Annotated in this window: 8 protein-coding genes; 4 read left to right on the forward strand and 4 right to left on the reverse strand. The window is 44.5% G+C overall.

Features of this window, described 5'->3' with window-relative positions:
- Window positions 1–14: 14 nt before the first annotated feature.
- The 3 genes from QUB11_RS02115 to QUB11_RS02125 all read right to left on the reverse strand — a co-directional run bounded on the left by QUB11_RS02115 (window position 15) and on the right by QUB11_RS02125 (window position 6522).
- Window positions 15–3188 (reverse strand): MASE1 domain-containing protein, encoded by a 3174-nt coding sequence (locus QUB11_RS02115; RefSeq protein WP_333389548.1) that lies wholly within the window; start codon window positions 3186–3188, stop codon window positions 15–17.
- 222 nt (window positions 3189–3410) lie between these two features.
- Window positions 3411–5042, reverse strand: a complete 1632-nt coding sequence (locus QUB11_RS02120; RefSeq protein ID WP_333389550.1) for a serine/threonine-protein kinase — start codon at window positions 5040–5042, stop codon at window positions 3411–3413.
- A gap of 250 nt (window positions 5043–5292) precedes the next feature.
- Window positions 5293–6522: a transposase gene (locus tag QUB11_RS02125; RefSeq protein WP_333143046.1), complete on the reverse strand. Its 1230-nt coding sequence runs from the start codon at window positions 6520–6522 to the stop codon at window positions 5293–5295.
- A 405-nt stretch (window positions 6523–6927) separates the two neighbouring features.
- Here QUB11_RS02125 and pheT point away from each other — a divergent pair, with 405 nt between their 5' ends.
- Window positions 6928–9414, forward strand: a complete 2487-nt coding sequence (pheT, locus tag QUB11_RS02130; protein ID WP_333389552.1) for a phenylalanine--tRNA ligase subunit beta — start codon at window positions 6928–6930, stop codon at window positions 9412–9414.
- Between the two features lie 68 nt (window positions 9415–9482).
- Here the strand turns inward: pheT and QUB11_RS02135 are convergent, their stop codons facing one another.
- Complete coding sequence (locus tag QUB11_RS02135) at window positions 9483–10055, reverse strand: Uma2 family endonuclease (RefSeq protein ID WP_333389554.1); 573 nt, start codon at window positions 10053–10055, stop codon at window positions 9483–9485.
- Between the two features lie 160 nt (window positions 10056–10215).
- On the opposite strand from QUB11_RS02135, the gene QUB11_RS02140 reads away from it, so the two are divergent.
- From QUB11_RS02140 to QUB11_RS02150, 3 genes are read left to right on the forward strand one after another with little or no spacing between them, the layout of a single operon-like run.
- Window positions 10216–10485 (forward strand): YciI family protein, encoded by a 270-nt coding sequence (locus QUB11_RS02140; RefSeq protein WP_190741349.1) that lies wholly within the window; start codon window positions 10216–10218, stop codon window positions 10483–10485.
- Window positions 10486–10498: 13 nt separating this feature from the next.
- The gene (locus QUB11_RS02145) at window positions 10499–13528 is read left to right on the forward strand and encodes a hypothetical protein (RefSeq protein WP_333389556.1); all 3030 of its coding nucleotides are present in this window, start codon (window positions 10499–10501) and stop codon (window positions 13526–13528) included.
- Window positions 13525–17184, forward strand: a complete 3660-nt coding sequence (locus tag QUB11_RS02150) for a helicase-related protein (RefSeq protein WP_333389558.1) — start codon at window positions 13525–13527, stop codon at window positions 17182–17184. The genes QUB11_RS02145 and QUB11_RS02150 overlap by 4 nt, the downstream gene beginning before the upstream one ends.
- Window positions 17185–17370: the final 186 nt, after the last annotated feature.

Consider the following 17370-nt stretch of genomic DNA (forward strand, 5'->3'; position numbering starts at 1 on the left):
TTAGATTTTAGATTTTAGATTGAGAAAGAGGGCTCATCTGAGTTGACAGCAGGTAGCGAAAACCAGAAAGTCGAGCCACCTCCGGGAGTGCTTTCGACGCCGATTTCGCCGCCGTGAGCTTTGATAATTTGCTTGGAGAGGTACAAGCCCAAACCCAGCCCTGTTAATTGTCGGCTATTAGGGTCGTGAACGTAAAGTTCAAATAGAGATTCCCGCTGTTTGGCGCTGATTCCCACTCCATTATCTGTTACAGTACAGCGAACCATTTTTACGGTGACTCCGGGCAATTTGCTGCCGATATTGCCAATTTGGCCCTGATAGCGGGGCATTTTGCAACTGCCGTCGAGGTTAAATTTGGCCAGGGCTTCCTGATTTTTCTGGGTGGTCTCGCCTATCCTAGGACGATCGTCCGCAGCAGGTATCCGGTTAGCGATACAGCGGGCGATCGGATTATTGGGCGATGTTAAACCATGTAAATTTTCTTCATAACTTAGCGCTGTTTCAACTTCAATTACCTCGGCTTTCAAAGTTATATTGACTCCCGGAGGATTGTGTTTAATAGCATTAGTCAACAGATTTTCTAGGACCCGCTGCAAGTGTTGGCGATCGGCCTTGACTTGTGGCAAATCCACTGGTATTTCCTGAGTCAAAGTTGCTTGATTTTTGGCCAGCATCGGTTCTAAATCGGCAACAATGGCTGAAGCTAAAGACGGCAAATGCAGCGGTACAGTATTGAGAACAATACCTTTGACCTCGCTAGCGTGAGCGTCGAGCAGGGCATTAACCATAGTCAACTGGTGTTCGCTGGCCTGAACGATGCGCTGCAAAATCGATCGAGAAACGGGAACATCTTGTAGAGAGTCAGAGGCCGATTTGTTGAGCAAATTTTTCAGTAGTATTAACATTCCCATAACAGGAGTGCGGAGATTGTGAGAAACTGCGTGCAAAAATAGGTCTTTCAGGCGGTTGCTTTCTTGCAACTCGTGCATTTTTTGCTGTAGTTGGCGGGTGCGTTCCTCGACTTGAGATTCCAAGTTGGCATTCAGAGCTTTTACCTGCTGCAAAAGTTGGGCTTGCTGTAGAGCGATCGCCACTTGAGTAGCGAGTTTTTCCAACAAATCAATTTCAAATTCCTGCCACTGGCGGGGCCCGGAGCACTGGTTGACGGCCAAGATCCCGAACAATTCATCCCCCAGGAAGATCGGCACATTTAACGTCGCTCTAATTTGATAGTCGCTGTACAATTGGGCAATTGGAACGCTGAGTTGAACGCTAGCAGTATCGGAGAGAGCTCGGACGCGGTTGTTAGCATAAAAAGTTTTCTGGCTTTCGAGGTGATTCTCGTCAGCGAGTACCCACCCCAAAAGAGAACGGCATTGGCTTGCCACAGACTCAGCCACAACCTTACCGTACACCGGGCTAGGAAGATTTACCCCGTCCGCGTCCACAATACCGATGAAAGCGCGGTCTGCCTTGAAAAATTGCCGGACTTCGGCAACAGTAGTATTGAGAATTTCTTCGAGGTCGAGGGAGTTGCGAATTCGCAGGGCGATTTCTGAGAGCAAGCGATCGCGATCGGAGGACGCCCGCAAAGCGGTTTCCGCGCGGTGGCGTTCGGTAACGTCTTGGACTGTCGCGGCGATCGCCCCTGACTGAATGGCCGACTGTTCGCAGACAGTGCGTTCGGAGCCGTCTGCTAGCACAATTCGGTAGTTAATGCAATAGGCTTGGCGCTCAAACATAGCTTGGCGCTGCGCTCGCGCCACCAATTCTCGGTCTTCTGGATGTACAGCCTGCAAAAAAACTTCTGGTGTGGGTTTGACAGTTCCCGGAGCAAAACCCAAGAGGCGGTAAAGTTCGTTTGACCACCGCAATTCGATATTGGATATACGATCTTCTGCGGATTCTTGGCAGTTGTCAGTTGCTGTGAGGGCAGCGCAATTTAAATCCCAATTTCCCAACTGAGCGATGCGCTGAGCGTTGGCTAAACTAGCTTCGCGATCGCGCAGCATGGCGGCCGTGCGGCGCACCTCAAAGAGCGCTTGCTGGCGTTCTGCTACGGCGGCGGCCAACATCAGAGCCACTAGGGCGATCGTACCGGTAAAAGCTTGTAAAAATAAAACCGCCTGTTTGAGATTATCGCTTTTGGCCAAAAACGGGCCGCCTCCCTGCACTGCTCCCCAAATCGCGATGTAAGAGACGATCGAATAAGCAAAAATCGCTCCCGGCGGTTGAAAGCGCAGGGCGGCCCAAACTATCAGAGGAAAAGGCAGATACTCCAGCGGATACAGAGCGATCGCCGCTTGTGTTTTTGAGCAAAAGAACAGCCAGCTCACGCTCAGCAAGAGAGTCAGCCACAGCGCTACTTCTGAATAATTAATAATTAAAAATAGAACATTATAGCGGGTTTCAGGTGCAGGAAACCTGCTTGAATAATTTGTAAATTTTGATTGGTAATTGTCCCCGTTAAAAAATGATTTTAATCTTGAAATAATCCCCGGTTTAATCTCACAATTAACACCATTGTCAAGAACAGGCAAGATGCCTGTTCCACAAGAAAATTCATCTCTTGTGGAACAGGCATCTTGCCTGTTCCTAAACAAGTAATTGAGAATAGTGAAAGCTCTCAGTTTTAGTGGAAATTTAAAACTGTTAACGGCGTGGTTCAAAGTCAGCAGCACAGGCGTGACAATCAAAATTCCCATGCCGTCTCCGAGCCACGTAGTCCACCAGTTGCGAGAGAAATTGCTCCACTGAGCCCAACCAAAAATGCACGTACCCAAGTTGCCGAGGATAGAACCCACAAGAGTAGACCCGATGACAGCGCCCGCTACTAAAGCCAGAACATCTCGCAGTCGATCGAGTTTGGTAGAAAATCCGCTCCAAGTCAGCAAAGCCTCTCCAGCCAGCGCTTGCAGGGTGACGCTAAAGGCCGATGTGGCAATCACAGCCGACGGTACACCGCCGGTAGAGTTTAACAGCACTGAACCGAGGACAATTCCCGGCCACATCCGTCGCCCTTGCAGTAGCAGTGCCGCTAGAGCAATACCGGCGGGCGGCCACACGGGGGAGGGTTCGGCTTTCACCAGTCCCAGCATCGACGCTGCGAGTTTTCCGGTAACAAAGTAGGCCAGCGCCAGGATGCCGGTGTACAGAAGCGTTCGAGTGCGGCGGTTGAGCAGTTTCATGTTTAGGTGCGATCGAATCCTCCATTCCTAGTTTTTAATTTAGGCGGCCCATCGGCGATCGGGCTTCCTCCTGACGACTCACCTGACTGGGGGAGTTGGAAGTAGGGGAGAGGGGGAGAGAGGGAGAGAGGGAGAGAGGGAGAGTGGGAGAGTGGGAGCATTTTTTCTTCTTCCTTCTTCTGACTAATGACTGATGACTGATGACTGATGACTAATGACTTCTTAAAATCCAAAAGTCCGCTTACCATCCGGCTTAACAGTAAGCCAATTGGTCTTTGCCATTGCCAGTTGTTCGTCAGAAACTGTAGCGTTGGTAAGATTCGCCCCGCACAAATTTGCTCCCCGCAAATTCGCCTTAGTCAAATAAGCCCCCGTCAAGTCAGCACCTCGGAAATCCGCGCCTTCAAAATTGGCAGTGCTGCAATAAGCCTCAGTCAAATTAGCATCTCGCAAATTCGCCTGAATTAACCGGGCGTGACCCAAATTCGCCCCCGACAAATCCGCTGCTTGCAAATTTGCCTTCACCAACCTAGCCTGATAAAAATTACTTCCCGCTAACTGCAATTTTTGCAGTTGTAGGCCAGACAGTTCGCAGTCAGCAAAATCGCGCTTGCCTTTAAAATATGCCGCTCGCAAGCTGTTCGTGTCCCACTTAGGAGCAACTTTCGATACCTTTGACGCTGCTAAATTGCCGCTAGAATGTCCAACCGTTCCGAAAGTTCTGCCTGACTCAGCCAGAGTCCGGGAAACTCTCGGCTGCATCCCCGTGTTCCCAGATTGGCTGAAGGAAGTTTTACCAGCGCGGGTGTGGTTCGAGCGTAAATCTTGATTAATTTTGCTCTCAGGCCGTGACCACGAAGAACCCTCGTCATTAAATATTGTCGGTTCTTCAACTGCACGAGAAGAGCCGTTGAATTGAGTTGCCAAGCCATCCATAAGACTTGGGTCTTCAAATTGGCCAGAGAGAGCTCTGAGGACATCTGCTGCCGATTGGAAGCGGTGGCCAACCATCGGCTTCAGCATTTTTTCGAGAATCCGCGCAAAATTTGGGCTTACCTGAACGTGGGGCTGCCAAACAATTTCGCCGGTAACTCCATCAAAATCTAAATCCTTGGGCGATTTTCCTGTCAGCAAGTACAAGCAAGTCATGCCCACCGCGTAGATGTCGCTGGCAAATATCGGCCGCAGCGCCATTTGTTCCGGGGGGGCAAAACTAAATGTGCCAACTGAAAATTTCGTGTTGGCGCTTTGGTCTGCGGGGTCTAATAATATTGTTTGGCTAACTTGGTCTTTTACCGCTCCGAAGTCAATCAGAACTAAGTGGCCGTCTTGAATTCGGCGAATAATATTTGCGGGTTTGATGTCTCGGTGAATTACTCCTTGGCTGTGGATATATTGCACTACTGGCAGAATTTCTAATAGAAAATTTTTAACGTCCGATTCGTTGAAACGGCCTGAGTGCTTGACTTCTTGTTTCAAAGTCGAGCCTTTAACATACTCTTGAACTAAGTAAAATTGCTGTTCCGTTTCAAAATAGTCTAGCAGCCTCGGTACTTGCGGGTGGTCGCCCAGTTGGCCGAGGGTTTTCGCCTCTCGCTTGAATAATTCCCGCGCCATTTCTAAAACTCGCGGCGACGAACTACTGGGTCGCAGTTGCTTGACCACGCAACTCGGTTGACCGGGCAATGAGATGTCTTTTGCCAGAAATGTAGCTCCAAAACCTCCTTGTCCTAACGGTTCAATGACTCGGTAGCGAGCGCGCAGCAATAACCGCGCACCGCACGTCTGACATTGGAGAATAGAGTCAGCAGGGTTTTGAGGATGTGGACAGCCCGGATTTACGCAGTAGCTCATGTTGATTGAGTTTGCCTATGTTGTTCTGATCTTGTCAGCGTCGATCGACGCACAAATTGCCTGTTCCTGCTTCTGGTAGAAATACTGATCTATCATTTGCCGGCGGGCCGTGCGTCCGGTTGCGAATTGGAATTGCACCTAAGTCTATTAGGCCGATATCTTTTCCCTATTTTGATTATCTCGCTGCTGTGAGTTTTTTCGGTAGATTATCCTTGAAGATAGTTTAAAGACTTGGTGACGACTCCCAACCCTAACTCGCGGACGAGTATAGGGTGGGCTTCTCAGCTAATCCTGCATCTGCATCGGAAGCACGCTGAGCTTTAATCACTGTCCGCCCGACAGCAATATTCTTGACATTAATTGCAGCATTCACATCCCTATCTAGTTCAAGACCGCAGACATGGCAACTATGCCATCTGTCGGCAATAGTTTTAGGGATGCGAGTACCACAACTAGAACAATTTTGGGTAGTGCCATTTGGATTCACAGCTATAGCCAATTTGCCAGCACTTTCAGCCTTACAAACCAGAATAGATAGGAATTCACTCCAACCAGCATCTAGGATTGACTTTGCCATCCTAGTTCTAGCCAAACTTTTGACATTCAAATCTTCAAAGCCAATTAGGTCGTATTTGTCTAGTAATCGCTTTGCAGTCTTGCAATGAAAGTCTCTGCGTTGCCTTGCCACTTTTTGATGATGTTTAGCAAGACGTTTAACAGCTTTTCGTCTGCGATTACTGCCTTTCTTTTTGCGAGAGACAGATTTATTTCGCAGTTTTTTATCCTTTTGGGCTTTTCTAGCAAACTGAGGAATGGTTACAGTATCAGCATCACTGGTTATCAAGAAATCCTTGAGTCCCATATCAATACCAACTGCACGATCGAGATTGATATCATAGCGTAGGGTTGGCACGGTGACATCTTGTAAAGTCAAGGTGACATAGTAACCATCCGCAGCTTTGACAATCTGAACAGTTTTGATTTTAAATCCATCGGGAATAGGACGGTGCAAGATAATCTTCACGTCACCAATTTTCGGTAAAGTGATGCGATTACCTTTGATGCAGTCCTGTTTCATCTGGCTATAGGTGAAACTGTGATATCTACCTTTCCCTTTAAATCTTGGCTTGCCAGAACGCTGACCAGTTTTGTCAGCCTTGATATATCGATCAAAAGCTTTTTTAACTTTCTCAACACAATTCTGCAATACCTGAGAATGAATCTGTCTGTACTCAGGAAATAGCTTTTTGGTATTGAGTAAGTCTCGCTTTTGCCAGTAATAATCTGGCTGTTCGAGTATGGGAGCAATACTGCATGATACCAGAGAGCATGAATCGAGAGGGCAACGAGTGGACTCATACCAGTTAAAACGCTCTGACAGCCTATAGTTATACTGCATCCGCAACAAATTAAGCCACTCATCAAATTGATTGGCTTGCCATGAGTTAGGACGTAATTTGTATTTATATGCTGTAATCATGCCATAATTATACCATGCTTGAAAGTTAGTCTTGAAATAAAAAATAATTGTCCATCTACGGGGCCTCGAACCCCCTTGATGGGCGGGCTTTTATCCCGCCACTCATCCTCGATCGGATAGAGTGCGGAGATGAAAGCTATTGAGCTAAATTTAGATGCTCTTTGTCCTGTCAGATACTTCTAGCATACCTCATTCTATTTTGAGAATGTTACTAATTTGTCACCAATTAGTGACCTTTGGACTCATCGCTCGTTTTTGCGTCAATCACAAAAATGTGTTGACAAAAATAAACTAATGTGGTATGAGTGTCCGATAATTTATGCTGAGGCTACACAGTCGAAGTTCGCCGGGGCGGACAACGGACAACTAACTACTGACAACTAACTACTGACTACTGACTAAATTATGCGTATTTCTCTAAACTGGCTCCGGGAATTGGTGGATGTGGCGATATCGCCGGAAGAATTAGCCGAAACCCTGACAATGGCAGGCTTTGAAGTTGAAGAAATCGAAGACCGCCGCCCTTGGGCAAGCGGCGTAGTTTTGGGCAAAATCATCGCCTGCGAACAGCATCCGAATGCAGACAAATTGAGAGTTTGTCAAGTGGATGTCGGCTCTTCAGAAGCTCTGAATATTGTTTGCGGCGCACCCAACGCTAGGGCAGACATCTACGTGCCTGTCGCTGTTGTAGGAACTTTTTTATCGACTATTGATTTAAAGATTAAACCTGCTAAATTGCGCGGCGTTCCTTCCGAAGGAATGATTTGCTCTCTGGCAGAATTGGGACTGGCGAAAGAGTCAGCGGGCATTCACATTTTCGAGTTAGAAAATCCCGAATTGGGCAGCGATATTCGCCCACTTTTGGGTTTAGACGATGTGATTTTAGACTTGACAGCAACTGCCAACCGTGCTGACGCTTTGAGCATGGTGGGTGTAGCGCGGGAAGTGGCGGCGCTGACTGGGGCGAGTTTGAGAATTCCCGAAGCGAATGGTGTGGCGATTGAGGGCAAAGAAAGTCCTGGTTTGGCAGTAGAAATATCCCAAGCGCAAGGATGCCCAATTTACATCGGCACGGCAATTGAAGGTGTAAAAATTGCTGCTTCTCCAGCTTGGTTGCAGCAGCGGTTGCAGGCGGCGGGAGTGCGGCCGATTAATAATGTAGTTGACGTGACTAATTACATTTTGCTGGAATGGGGCCAGCCGCTGCACGCTTTCGATCGCGATCGCCTACAATCTTTCACGGGTACTCAAGATATCAGCATCGGTGTCCGCTTTGCCAAAACAGGGGAATCCTTCAAAACTTTGGACGGACAAAACCGCAATTTGCAAGCTCAAAATCTGTTAATTACTGCTAGCGACAAACCTGTTGCCTTAGCTGGAGTAATGGGCGGCGAAGACACGGAAGTTCACGAAGGAACGCAAAATTTAGTTTTGGAAGCAGCGATCTTTGACCAGGCAACGATTCGCCGTTCTGCGCGCGCTCAAGGCTTGCGGAGCGAGGCTTCGATCCGCTACGAACGGGGGGTGAATCAGGCGGCATTGACGACGGCCTGCAACCGCGCTGTAGCTCTAATTTTGGAGTTGGCTGGAGGCACTGCGACGGTGCAGAAAACGGCGAGTTCGGGGGATGATTTGAGTTTTTCGCGATCGCTCGAATTGCGTTTAGACCGAGTAAATCTGGTTTTGGGGCAGTTGAAAAGAGGACAAACGGGCGGTTCTAAATATCTGGAACCGGAAGAGGTGAAAAACATTCTCACAGCTTTGGGATGCGAAGTTGTTCCAACGGAAAAAGAACGGGTGTTTGCGATAACTGTTCCTCCTTACCGCTACCGAGATTTAGAAAGGGAAATTGACTTAATTGAAGAAGTTGCCAGACTCCACGGTTATGACAATTTCTGCGATACTTTGCCCAGCAAAACGGAACCAGGTTATCTGTCACCAGAATATGCGGCAATTCGGAATGTGCGATCGGCTTTTCGGGCGGCCGGTTTGACCGAGTTGATGCACTATTCTTTGGTGAAAACAGAGGGAGACAATCAGGTTGTGCTGGCGAATCCGCTGTTTGTGGAGTATTCGGCTTTGCGGACAGAAATGCTGTCGGGTTTGATTGATGCTTTCCAGTACAATTTGGAACAGGGAAATGGGGCACTCAACGGTTTTGAAGTCGGCCGCATTTTCTGGAAAGATGAGGATGCAATGAAGGAAGCCGATGCAGTTGCGGGGATTATCGGCGGCGATCCGACTGTGTGGAAATGGCAGCAGTCCGGGCGCGATCGACCTTTGACTTGGTTTGAGGCCAAGGGGGTTTTGGAAAGCGTGTTTCAGGGGTTGGCTTTGGCGGTGGAATATCGACAAGATGATGGTAAACAGGATGTTTATCCTATTAGTGGCGGGCAAGATGCCCGCCCCACAAGGCTGCATCCGGGCCGCACCGCTGCGTTATCGTTAAACGGGAAACATTTAGGAATTTTTGGACAGTTGCACCCGCAATTGCAGCAGGAAAAGGATTTGCCTGAGCAGGTTTACGTGTTTCAATTAGATTTAGCGGTGCTGTTGGGTGAATTAGGGCGATCGAACAACTTAACTCGCAAATTCGCGGGTTATTCGAGTTTCCCCGCTTCAGACAGAGACATTGCGTTTTTCGCACCAGTTGAAGTTCCGGTTGTTGAGATGCAGAGTGCGATGAAAAAGGCGGCGGGTAGTTTGCTGGATTCAGTGGAATTGTTCGACGAATATCGGGGCGACAACGTACCGGCGGGACAGCGCAGTTTGGCTTTTCGGTTAATTTACCGCGCGGGCGATCGAACTTTGAGCGAAACCGATGTCGAACCAGCCCAACAAAAAGTTCGCGATGTTTTAGTAGAGAAATTCGGCGTTAGTTTGAGAAGCTAAAATAGGCCGCTACTCACCAATGGAAACCGCCAGGGAATGAATTCCCTGGCGGACTCAGGGAAAAAGCGTTAAATTGACACCAACGGCCGCAACATATCCCGCACAGCGAAGGAAATATCAGGAAATCGCAAAGGACAAATACTCCCATCATCCGCCAGAATCACTTGACTCAGATAACCATCCTGACTCGGTTCTCGAAAAACGTGAAGTTGCCGATTATTAACATCCAAAACCCAATAATCTGCAATTCCAGATTGAGCATAAAGATTTGCTTTAATCCCCAAATCTGTTCTCAGCGTAGTATCGGCTACTTCAATAATCAGATAAACTTCAGACGGAGTTGGATGGCGGTCTTCATAGTAAAGTGGATCTCGCACAAGTAAAGCAATGTCAGGTTCCGGTTCCGAGAAATCATTTAACCGAACAGGATCTTGTATGCTTAGCAGTACCAACCCCCATAAAAGGTTCTGTAATAGCTCTACAGTCCGTTTCAACGCTGCACCGTGTGCGGTTCCTTTTGCTGCCATCTTTACTATCTGTCCTCCCAGTAATTCGACTCGTTCATCTGCGTCAAGAATCCCAATTTCCGCCATTCGGTGATATTCTTCAACCGTCAACAAACGAATGTCTAATAAAGTCATAGCCATCTTCTCCTATCTAATAATCCTCTCTCTTTCCCCTCTTCCTCTGCGCCCTCTGCGCCCTCTGCGGTTCATTAATCTTCTTCTTAAAATTTTAGTTAAAACCTCTTACTCTTATTGTACAATAACTTTTAAACAAATTCATCTAAGGCTCAAAACCGTGACCAAATATGTGATGTGGGGAAGTTACTGCGAAGACGTTCTCGAAAAACGCGCTCCGTTTCGAGACGCTCATTTAGCCGGATTGGCTAAGCAGAAGGAATCGGGGGTGTTAAGTACGATCGGGCCTACAAAAGATTTAACAAAAGTTTTTGCAATTTACGAAGCGGAAGATGAGGCGGCCGTGCGACAATTGGTGGAAGCCGATCCTTATTGGGTAAATGGGGTTTGGACTGAGTACGATGTGAAAGAGTGGATTCAAGCTTTTTGAAGGAGTTAACAGGGTGAACCTCTTAAGATTGGATGACAGCGATTTAGTTCCAGTGGACTATGGCGATTTGCTGGACAATATTTTAGAAGTTTTGCAGGGGAAAAACCCGTTTAGCGTATCAGATGACCGCCGCCGTCTGCTCATAGATATTGATGCCATTGCTGCTCAAATATCGAGTATGAACGTGCGACATCCTTTGGGTGGTTTTGAACGTTTAGCACATTCTGCTACAGTCAATTTCACTCCCGAACTTGAAACTCAATTTAGCAGTCAAATAAGACTAATTAGACAATGTTTGCGACAACATATAGCATCACTCGTGGGAGGGAATGATGCTATTGCCGATTTCGTCGCTAGTTTAATTGAGCCTTTAGAATCACGGTATTTTCAGGGAAATGGTACCGACTTAGGTTTTAAATACGATTTTGCCAAATCCTCTCCTACCTTAGCAAAAAAGAAGCTAACATTGCACCGCCCAAATACTGTTGGGACATTGGCAATTTTGAAGCTGCATAAATTGACGATTGCTGTGCGAGATTCAGACATCTTTCAGCAACAACTGAAGGAGGGTTTAGAGAATTACATTAATGAAAATGCTGACACTGAAAGTGATAAACAAGAACTGCATCATCGTCTTGATGAGATGGTTAAAGATAAAAATTCTGATTTCCACAAATTGCTCAAACTTGTAGACAAAGAAACTCTAGGGAAGCTCAAAAAAGAAGCTAAAATTACCTACTTGGAGTACCTGCTAGAACACATCCGCACTAACAGCACAGATAGTGTTGGTATCATCTACTTAGAAGACTTGATCCGGCGGATTAGGTTGCTCGAAGCATACATTGGCGATGGCACTAGAGAAGATGGATATTATAATGTCAATTATGCCGGTGTCTCAGTTAATTATCAAGATATGTTTTCGAGAGCAGAAGTTTTAGATGCGCTTCCCATCATTCCGATTGTAGCAGGTTATTTAGGAGAAACCACAGACACCCCTCTGAGCGAACGTAAATATATTTTCGGTTTAAAACTAAAATTTGGCAACGAAGTTCAAGCCCGTGGCGGTGAACCTGTATTTGATTATAATCTGAATTTGCTAAATCCTGACAGTGATGAACACAAAGCAGAATTAGCGGATAGTTACACTAGCGAAACATTCATTCGCAAAGTATTGAAAATAGCATTATTGTACTATTTTGTATTTGCTTCTCACAGCAATCCTTTAGCACCGGATTATAACCCTGATTCTGAACTAACTTACGATCCGAAACAAAGGTTTGAATCAGTCATTTCTGTACTGCGAGGTTCGGATGAAGAAAAGAAAAAGGGGATATTTCGAGGTATCAAAAGAGGGATGAATGAATATAATGTTGAATTTAAAATAAACCGTCTCAAGCAACTATTAAAAAACTTTCTAGACAGGCAAACAATTTTGCCAACTCGCACAGAACCGCGGCATATAAGCGTCAAAAGAGGCATCCTAGAAGACCTGGAGCGTGATTCAACCCAAGGTAGATTTTTCAATGATGTTCTGCAACGAAATCCTAAAGAATCACTTCAGTATATTGCCGTCGAACAATCTAGTATCAACGAAACAGCTATCTGTCAACTACCAGTCACTATCACCATCGAAGATGTCCGCTATTTTCCTACAGATCAATTCCAAAATTTCAGTCTAGAATATAATATTAAGGGCATCGATGCTTTGCCTGTAATGTGGGTTCCACAAACTATGATGAGTGTATATAGCAGCAGTTTTTGCGAACAGTATAAATTGCTGTTGTTTCGTTATAACAATAAACGTTTAGACAGCAAGGATGGTTTGAAATCGGATGCAGCGTTTGTTTACAAATTTGCTGTTTCGCTACTGTCTTATGTTTGCCTAGAAATATTGTTAAATAAAGCAAAAAAGAATTTGTTTATTCCGATGGTGAGACTTCACGAAGGCGACCACAATAACCCTTCGCCGTCGGAAAAGTTTATGGCTAACATTTCCAAAACATTGTCTCATCTTTTTAGTGAAAAATACCGATCGACTTCTCAAGGGTTTCGCATCAAGGGAAAAGCAAATGGCTACAGTATCCGCAACGGTTTGAGTTCCCTGTATTCAATTTTGCCTAAAAAGTTTAAATTTCGGAATGTTCCACTATCTCCAGAGTTGGACAATTTAGCAATTATTGTCGTCTCCAGTTGCGAAAGCGATGCAAGAAAAGGTAATAGCGATCGCTTTCAGAGAAAAACCTGTTTGTTAGGCGAAGTTGCCGGAATTAAACGCCTATCAGAGGATACAATTCAAGTCGGAATGCTGAAAACTTTGTCCGAAAACTACAGCGTTCAACACCTTTACAGTCAACCGTCAATCCTCGAAGATACCGTCAGTCAGCTATATAAATATGGATATCGCAATTTCCTATATATTGCACAAGCACCTTATACGAGCACGCTGCACATTACCCAGACGGATGAAGATGAGGAATTGTTTTTCATGTCGAAAAGCTTAATCAAAACGTTGAAAGGAGAGCGAGAAGATATCAGGATTTATCCGGTATTTTTTGATAAATATTACGTCCGCAGTCCTAAACAACACAAGGGAGAATCTTTCTACATTCAGGATACAACGGAACTGGAAAGTTTATCAAAAGATCCCAGTCAACAAGCTGTGATGTTTTTTAATCTGTTTAATGGTATCAAAGTAGAGCAAGGGGAAAAGAACTTTTACAACGGTGTGATTTCTTACTCGACACTGTTGAATATATACGAAGGCATTCTGGATGACCAAGATATTCGCCAAGGTCTGATGTACGATGGTGAAATTAAAGATACTTTACTGCACTATTTAACCATCTTCCACTTTTCTAGGTATGAAGCCCGTCAACAGATTAGTTTGAAACTCGATCCCTACGCTCATATTATCGGCGATGATTCAGTTGGTACTCTATCTGTGTTTAGTCATGGAGGCGGGAGTGCGGATTTTAACTCGCTGGCTTTTTTGAATAAGGTAAGAGAAGTATTAAATGTCACTAAAGGAAGTACACAATTATGATAAGTGAAGATTTTGGAAGGCTGTTTGAACTAGGATTCAATATCGGGATTCTGGCATATATTCAGCGGGAAAATTTAAGTCACAATTTTGGTGATTCCTACCGTCTCGATTTGCATAAACTCAAATTGCCAAAGATGACGGCGGAAATCGTCAGGGAAGCCAATCTGCTGGCTAGTTTAGATGCTGAGATAGTTGAAAAATGGAGTTTGTTCTTTGTCCAAAAAGGTTTTTTGGGTGGGTTGAATTTTTTTCGGGAGTACGTCAAATCTACTGGCTGGAATTTGCAGCGGTTGAAAATTGTGTATTGTCAGTGCAGTTTTAGTGATGCTAATAGTATCAGAACCTATAACAAGGGTGATAAAGAAGCGTTTAAAGAGCTATTGTCTCAGTTGACAACTGCCAAACTTAGTTTATCAGATGATGAGATTAACTCGTACATCCGCCGCTACTCGAAAAAGGGTGAGTTTTTGCAGGCTGATACGCTGATGTTGTTACAGTCTGGAAATGAGTTTAGAATTCTCTGTGTTGATTTGTCTGTGTTTTCTCCGACGCTAGCTCCAAAACCGGAGGATATCAATGAAATAGAGGTGATACGAAAATATTTGATGAGAGAAATTAGCTATTTGCGATCGAAAAGTGTGTTTTCTAATCTGCGGATGGATACCAGCACTTTGGGTGTGGATTTCTCGGAGGATTTAAAACGCTATTTTACAGCTTTTAAGTATAAGGATAAGGAAAGTGCTAAGCTGATTCAGGCGGGTAGCTACGCTCACAGCTTCTATGGATTTCTACAACAAACAGGTATAATTTCAAGTGATGCTGAGGTTTTGTTTAATGTGGTTGGTTATGGCGATCGCAATATTAGCGCTATTTCACTACGCCCGGACAAAATTAAGTTATTAGCAACTTGTGCCCACATTTACCAGAATGAAGCGAAAGGTAAAGAGATTAGTGATGCTCGCACCGAAGTTTTAAAGGTTATTCAACTCAACGTGGCTCGCAGTTTCAAAGAAGGCAAAAAGTTTGTTGATTCTCTGTTAGAAATTGGGAAAAATGTCACTGAACCTGTACCTCATACAGAACGGATCGATAACTTTGTTAATTCCATAGATATTATATCAGATAAACTGGCAGATGACTTGCAAATTTCTCGCGGATTAGACCTGCGAAATGGTCACGCTGAATTGATTGTGAAAGCGCTTCAATCTGATGAAAGTTATATCTTTTTGACGGGGAATCCGGGAATTGGGAAAACAACTGCGATCGCCAATTTCCTCAAAAGCCATATCGAGGACGGTTTCTTATTCCTGTACGTCAGTCCCCGCAAGCAAGTAAACTTGGATATTATCGAAAAATTCCAAGATAAAAATACGGGTTTGCTGTGCAACGATCGATTATTTTGTATCAACACTAACGCCGATATCATCAAAAGTAATTCAGGACACTGTACCGTCAAGTACGGATCGAATAAATATCGAGAAGATTTGACAAAAAAAGCTGTTCGCTTCCTCAAGGATGATTCAGAAATTAAGAGGACGGAATATCATCAATCAGAACTTGAAAAAAAGGGAGAAACAGTAATTAAACCCATTAATTCCAAAGGAAATGGAGTGCTTAAGAGCATTTGCGAAGGTATATACGCGCTGATAAATTGCCAGGTATCTAATAATATCGTAGCTACCGTTTCTATTCAATCGGTGAAGATGAAAGAAAACCGACAAAATACCCTAGAGCATTTAGATAAAATTTTTCAAGATACTTACAATAAACGGGACAAACGGGTCATTCCCGCTAAGATGCAAGAAATATCCAGTCGCATCAAACATATTTTCATTATGATAGATGAAATTACGGGAGATGATGGTGGCGTTGAGTTTTTAGCCGGAATTGCCAAAATTGTCAAAAAACATGAGTTGCACAAGCTGGAACATGGTTTTAATACTAAAATTATTGTCGCCGATGCTTCGATTGTGGACTGCGATGTCATCAAACAACACCTTGATAACACGTCACCGGAACCGGACAAAATCTATTTTAAAAAGTTAGCGAAAGATTCGGAAGAAATTCAACCTTTACAAGTCATTCCTTTTAAATTTAACAATCTAGCTGCAAAGGTGATTAATGCGAATTCCTACCCGGCGGGCAGTTTAGAGATAACTTATAAGGTATTTGTCGAAACTGTTAAATACAGTGAAAATGCGCCTTTAAAACAGAATAGTAATTTAGTCAAGCGGGTACAGTCTGAAATAATTGAGGATATCAATCAGCGATTAGCAATCCCCGGTGTGGAACAAATTATAGTATATATTCAAAACAAGCAAAGATTGGCAGAATTAATTGAAAAAATTAAAGATAGTCGCGAAAAGTTTGAGCAGTTTACCGATTATCTGGAAGTCCACGCTAATATCTCGGAAGAGGAGAAAGAAAAAATACAGAAATACAAAAATACAGCTACAGTAATCTTTATGACTGCATCGGGAAGTCGTGGACTTTCTTTCCCAAAAACTAAGCATATTTTAGTGGATATTCCCCGCTTCCAAATTGAGAAAAATCTGATGGAAATCATACAGGTGATTTATCGGGGACGCGGAGAATATGATAACGGTAAAACCCTTGATGGTGAAGACAAAGAATTGGTTTTTTACCTATCTGATACGGCAGTTTATTACGCTGATGATGCGGAACTTTCCCTGCAAGAAAGCAAATTGAGTTTGTTGAATTTATTGCTAATTCTGAAGACGGCGGTGATGACGCGAATTTCGGGATACGGTTATTTAGGTAGGGAAAAGTTTTTGATCATTCCCATCGGCGGTAAGTCGGTTTCCGCAGTAGGGGATACTTTTAGCAGCAAAATGGCGGCTCTAATTAAGACATTAAAGAGCGAGAGCCAGCGAGGAAATATGTTGTTTAAGGAGGTTTATACGAGTCTGGAACAGCTTTTGAGTCGCGGGGAGTTTGTTTTGACGAATTCTGATAACTCGCGTCAAAAGGGCAACTCTTACCTGGAAATGCGGGATGATTTTAATCGTAAATTTTTGGAGAAGTGCAATCCTCTTGATGGTTTGTTGAGCTATGATAATTTAGAACTCGGTCATGTTTGCGGTAGTTTGTTGATCGTACCTCTAGCCGATCGCACTTTGGTAGAAACATACCAGATGCGGCTTCATCGAGAAATTAAGGAATGTCTAGAGAAGAAGTTGCTGCCCAAAATGCGTCAAATTAGGGATAGCGATTCGTCCCCGGAGAATGTAATATCGGCTATAAGAGGAGGTGCGATCGAGCTTTTGCAGTTTCTCAACGGCGAAGTCGAGAAAACTCAGTATTTTGAAGAGCAGAGTCAGCAGTTCGATCGCTATTATGCCATACCGCTGTTTGCTTTTGTCAGCGGGGAGGAGATGCAGGAGTATTTTGCTGACAGCCAACTGGAAGAACCGGAAGATAGGCGGTTTCGGGATATTTTGTCGGCTTATGTGCGATCGATCTACCCTGTAGATAGTGTAATGCCGATCGGACACAAGTATCGAGATTTCCCATTTATCCTGTTTAGAAGCTACAGTTTAGAGCAAAGTCGAGAAAAGATTTTTACAGATAAATATCTTTTAAGTTCCAACGAATTGAACGTACTCAATTTAATTTTGTCGAAGCAGGTAAACTGAAACTTGTAGGTGCGTCAGACGATTTTAGATTTTAGATTTTAGATTTTAGATTGGGAATCAAGGATGACTATCGGGGTTGGGAATTTACCTACAGTTGCATTCTTGTTTGAAACGGCTATCAGTTAGCCCTCACCCTATCCGCACAGAAAATAAAACTATTCTGACGCACCATATAGCGGTTCTCAA

This window comes from Microcoleus sp. B6-A1, assembly GCF_036705085.1.
In the GTDB taxonomy this organism is placed as follows: Bacteria; Cyanobacteriota; Cyanobacteriia; order Cyanobacteriales; family Microcoleaceae; genus Microcoleus.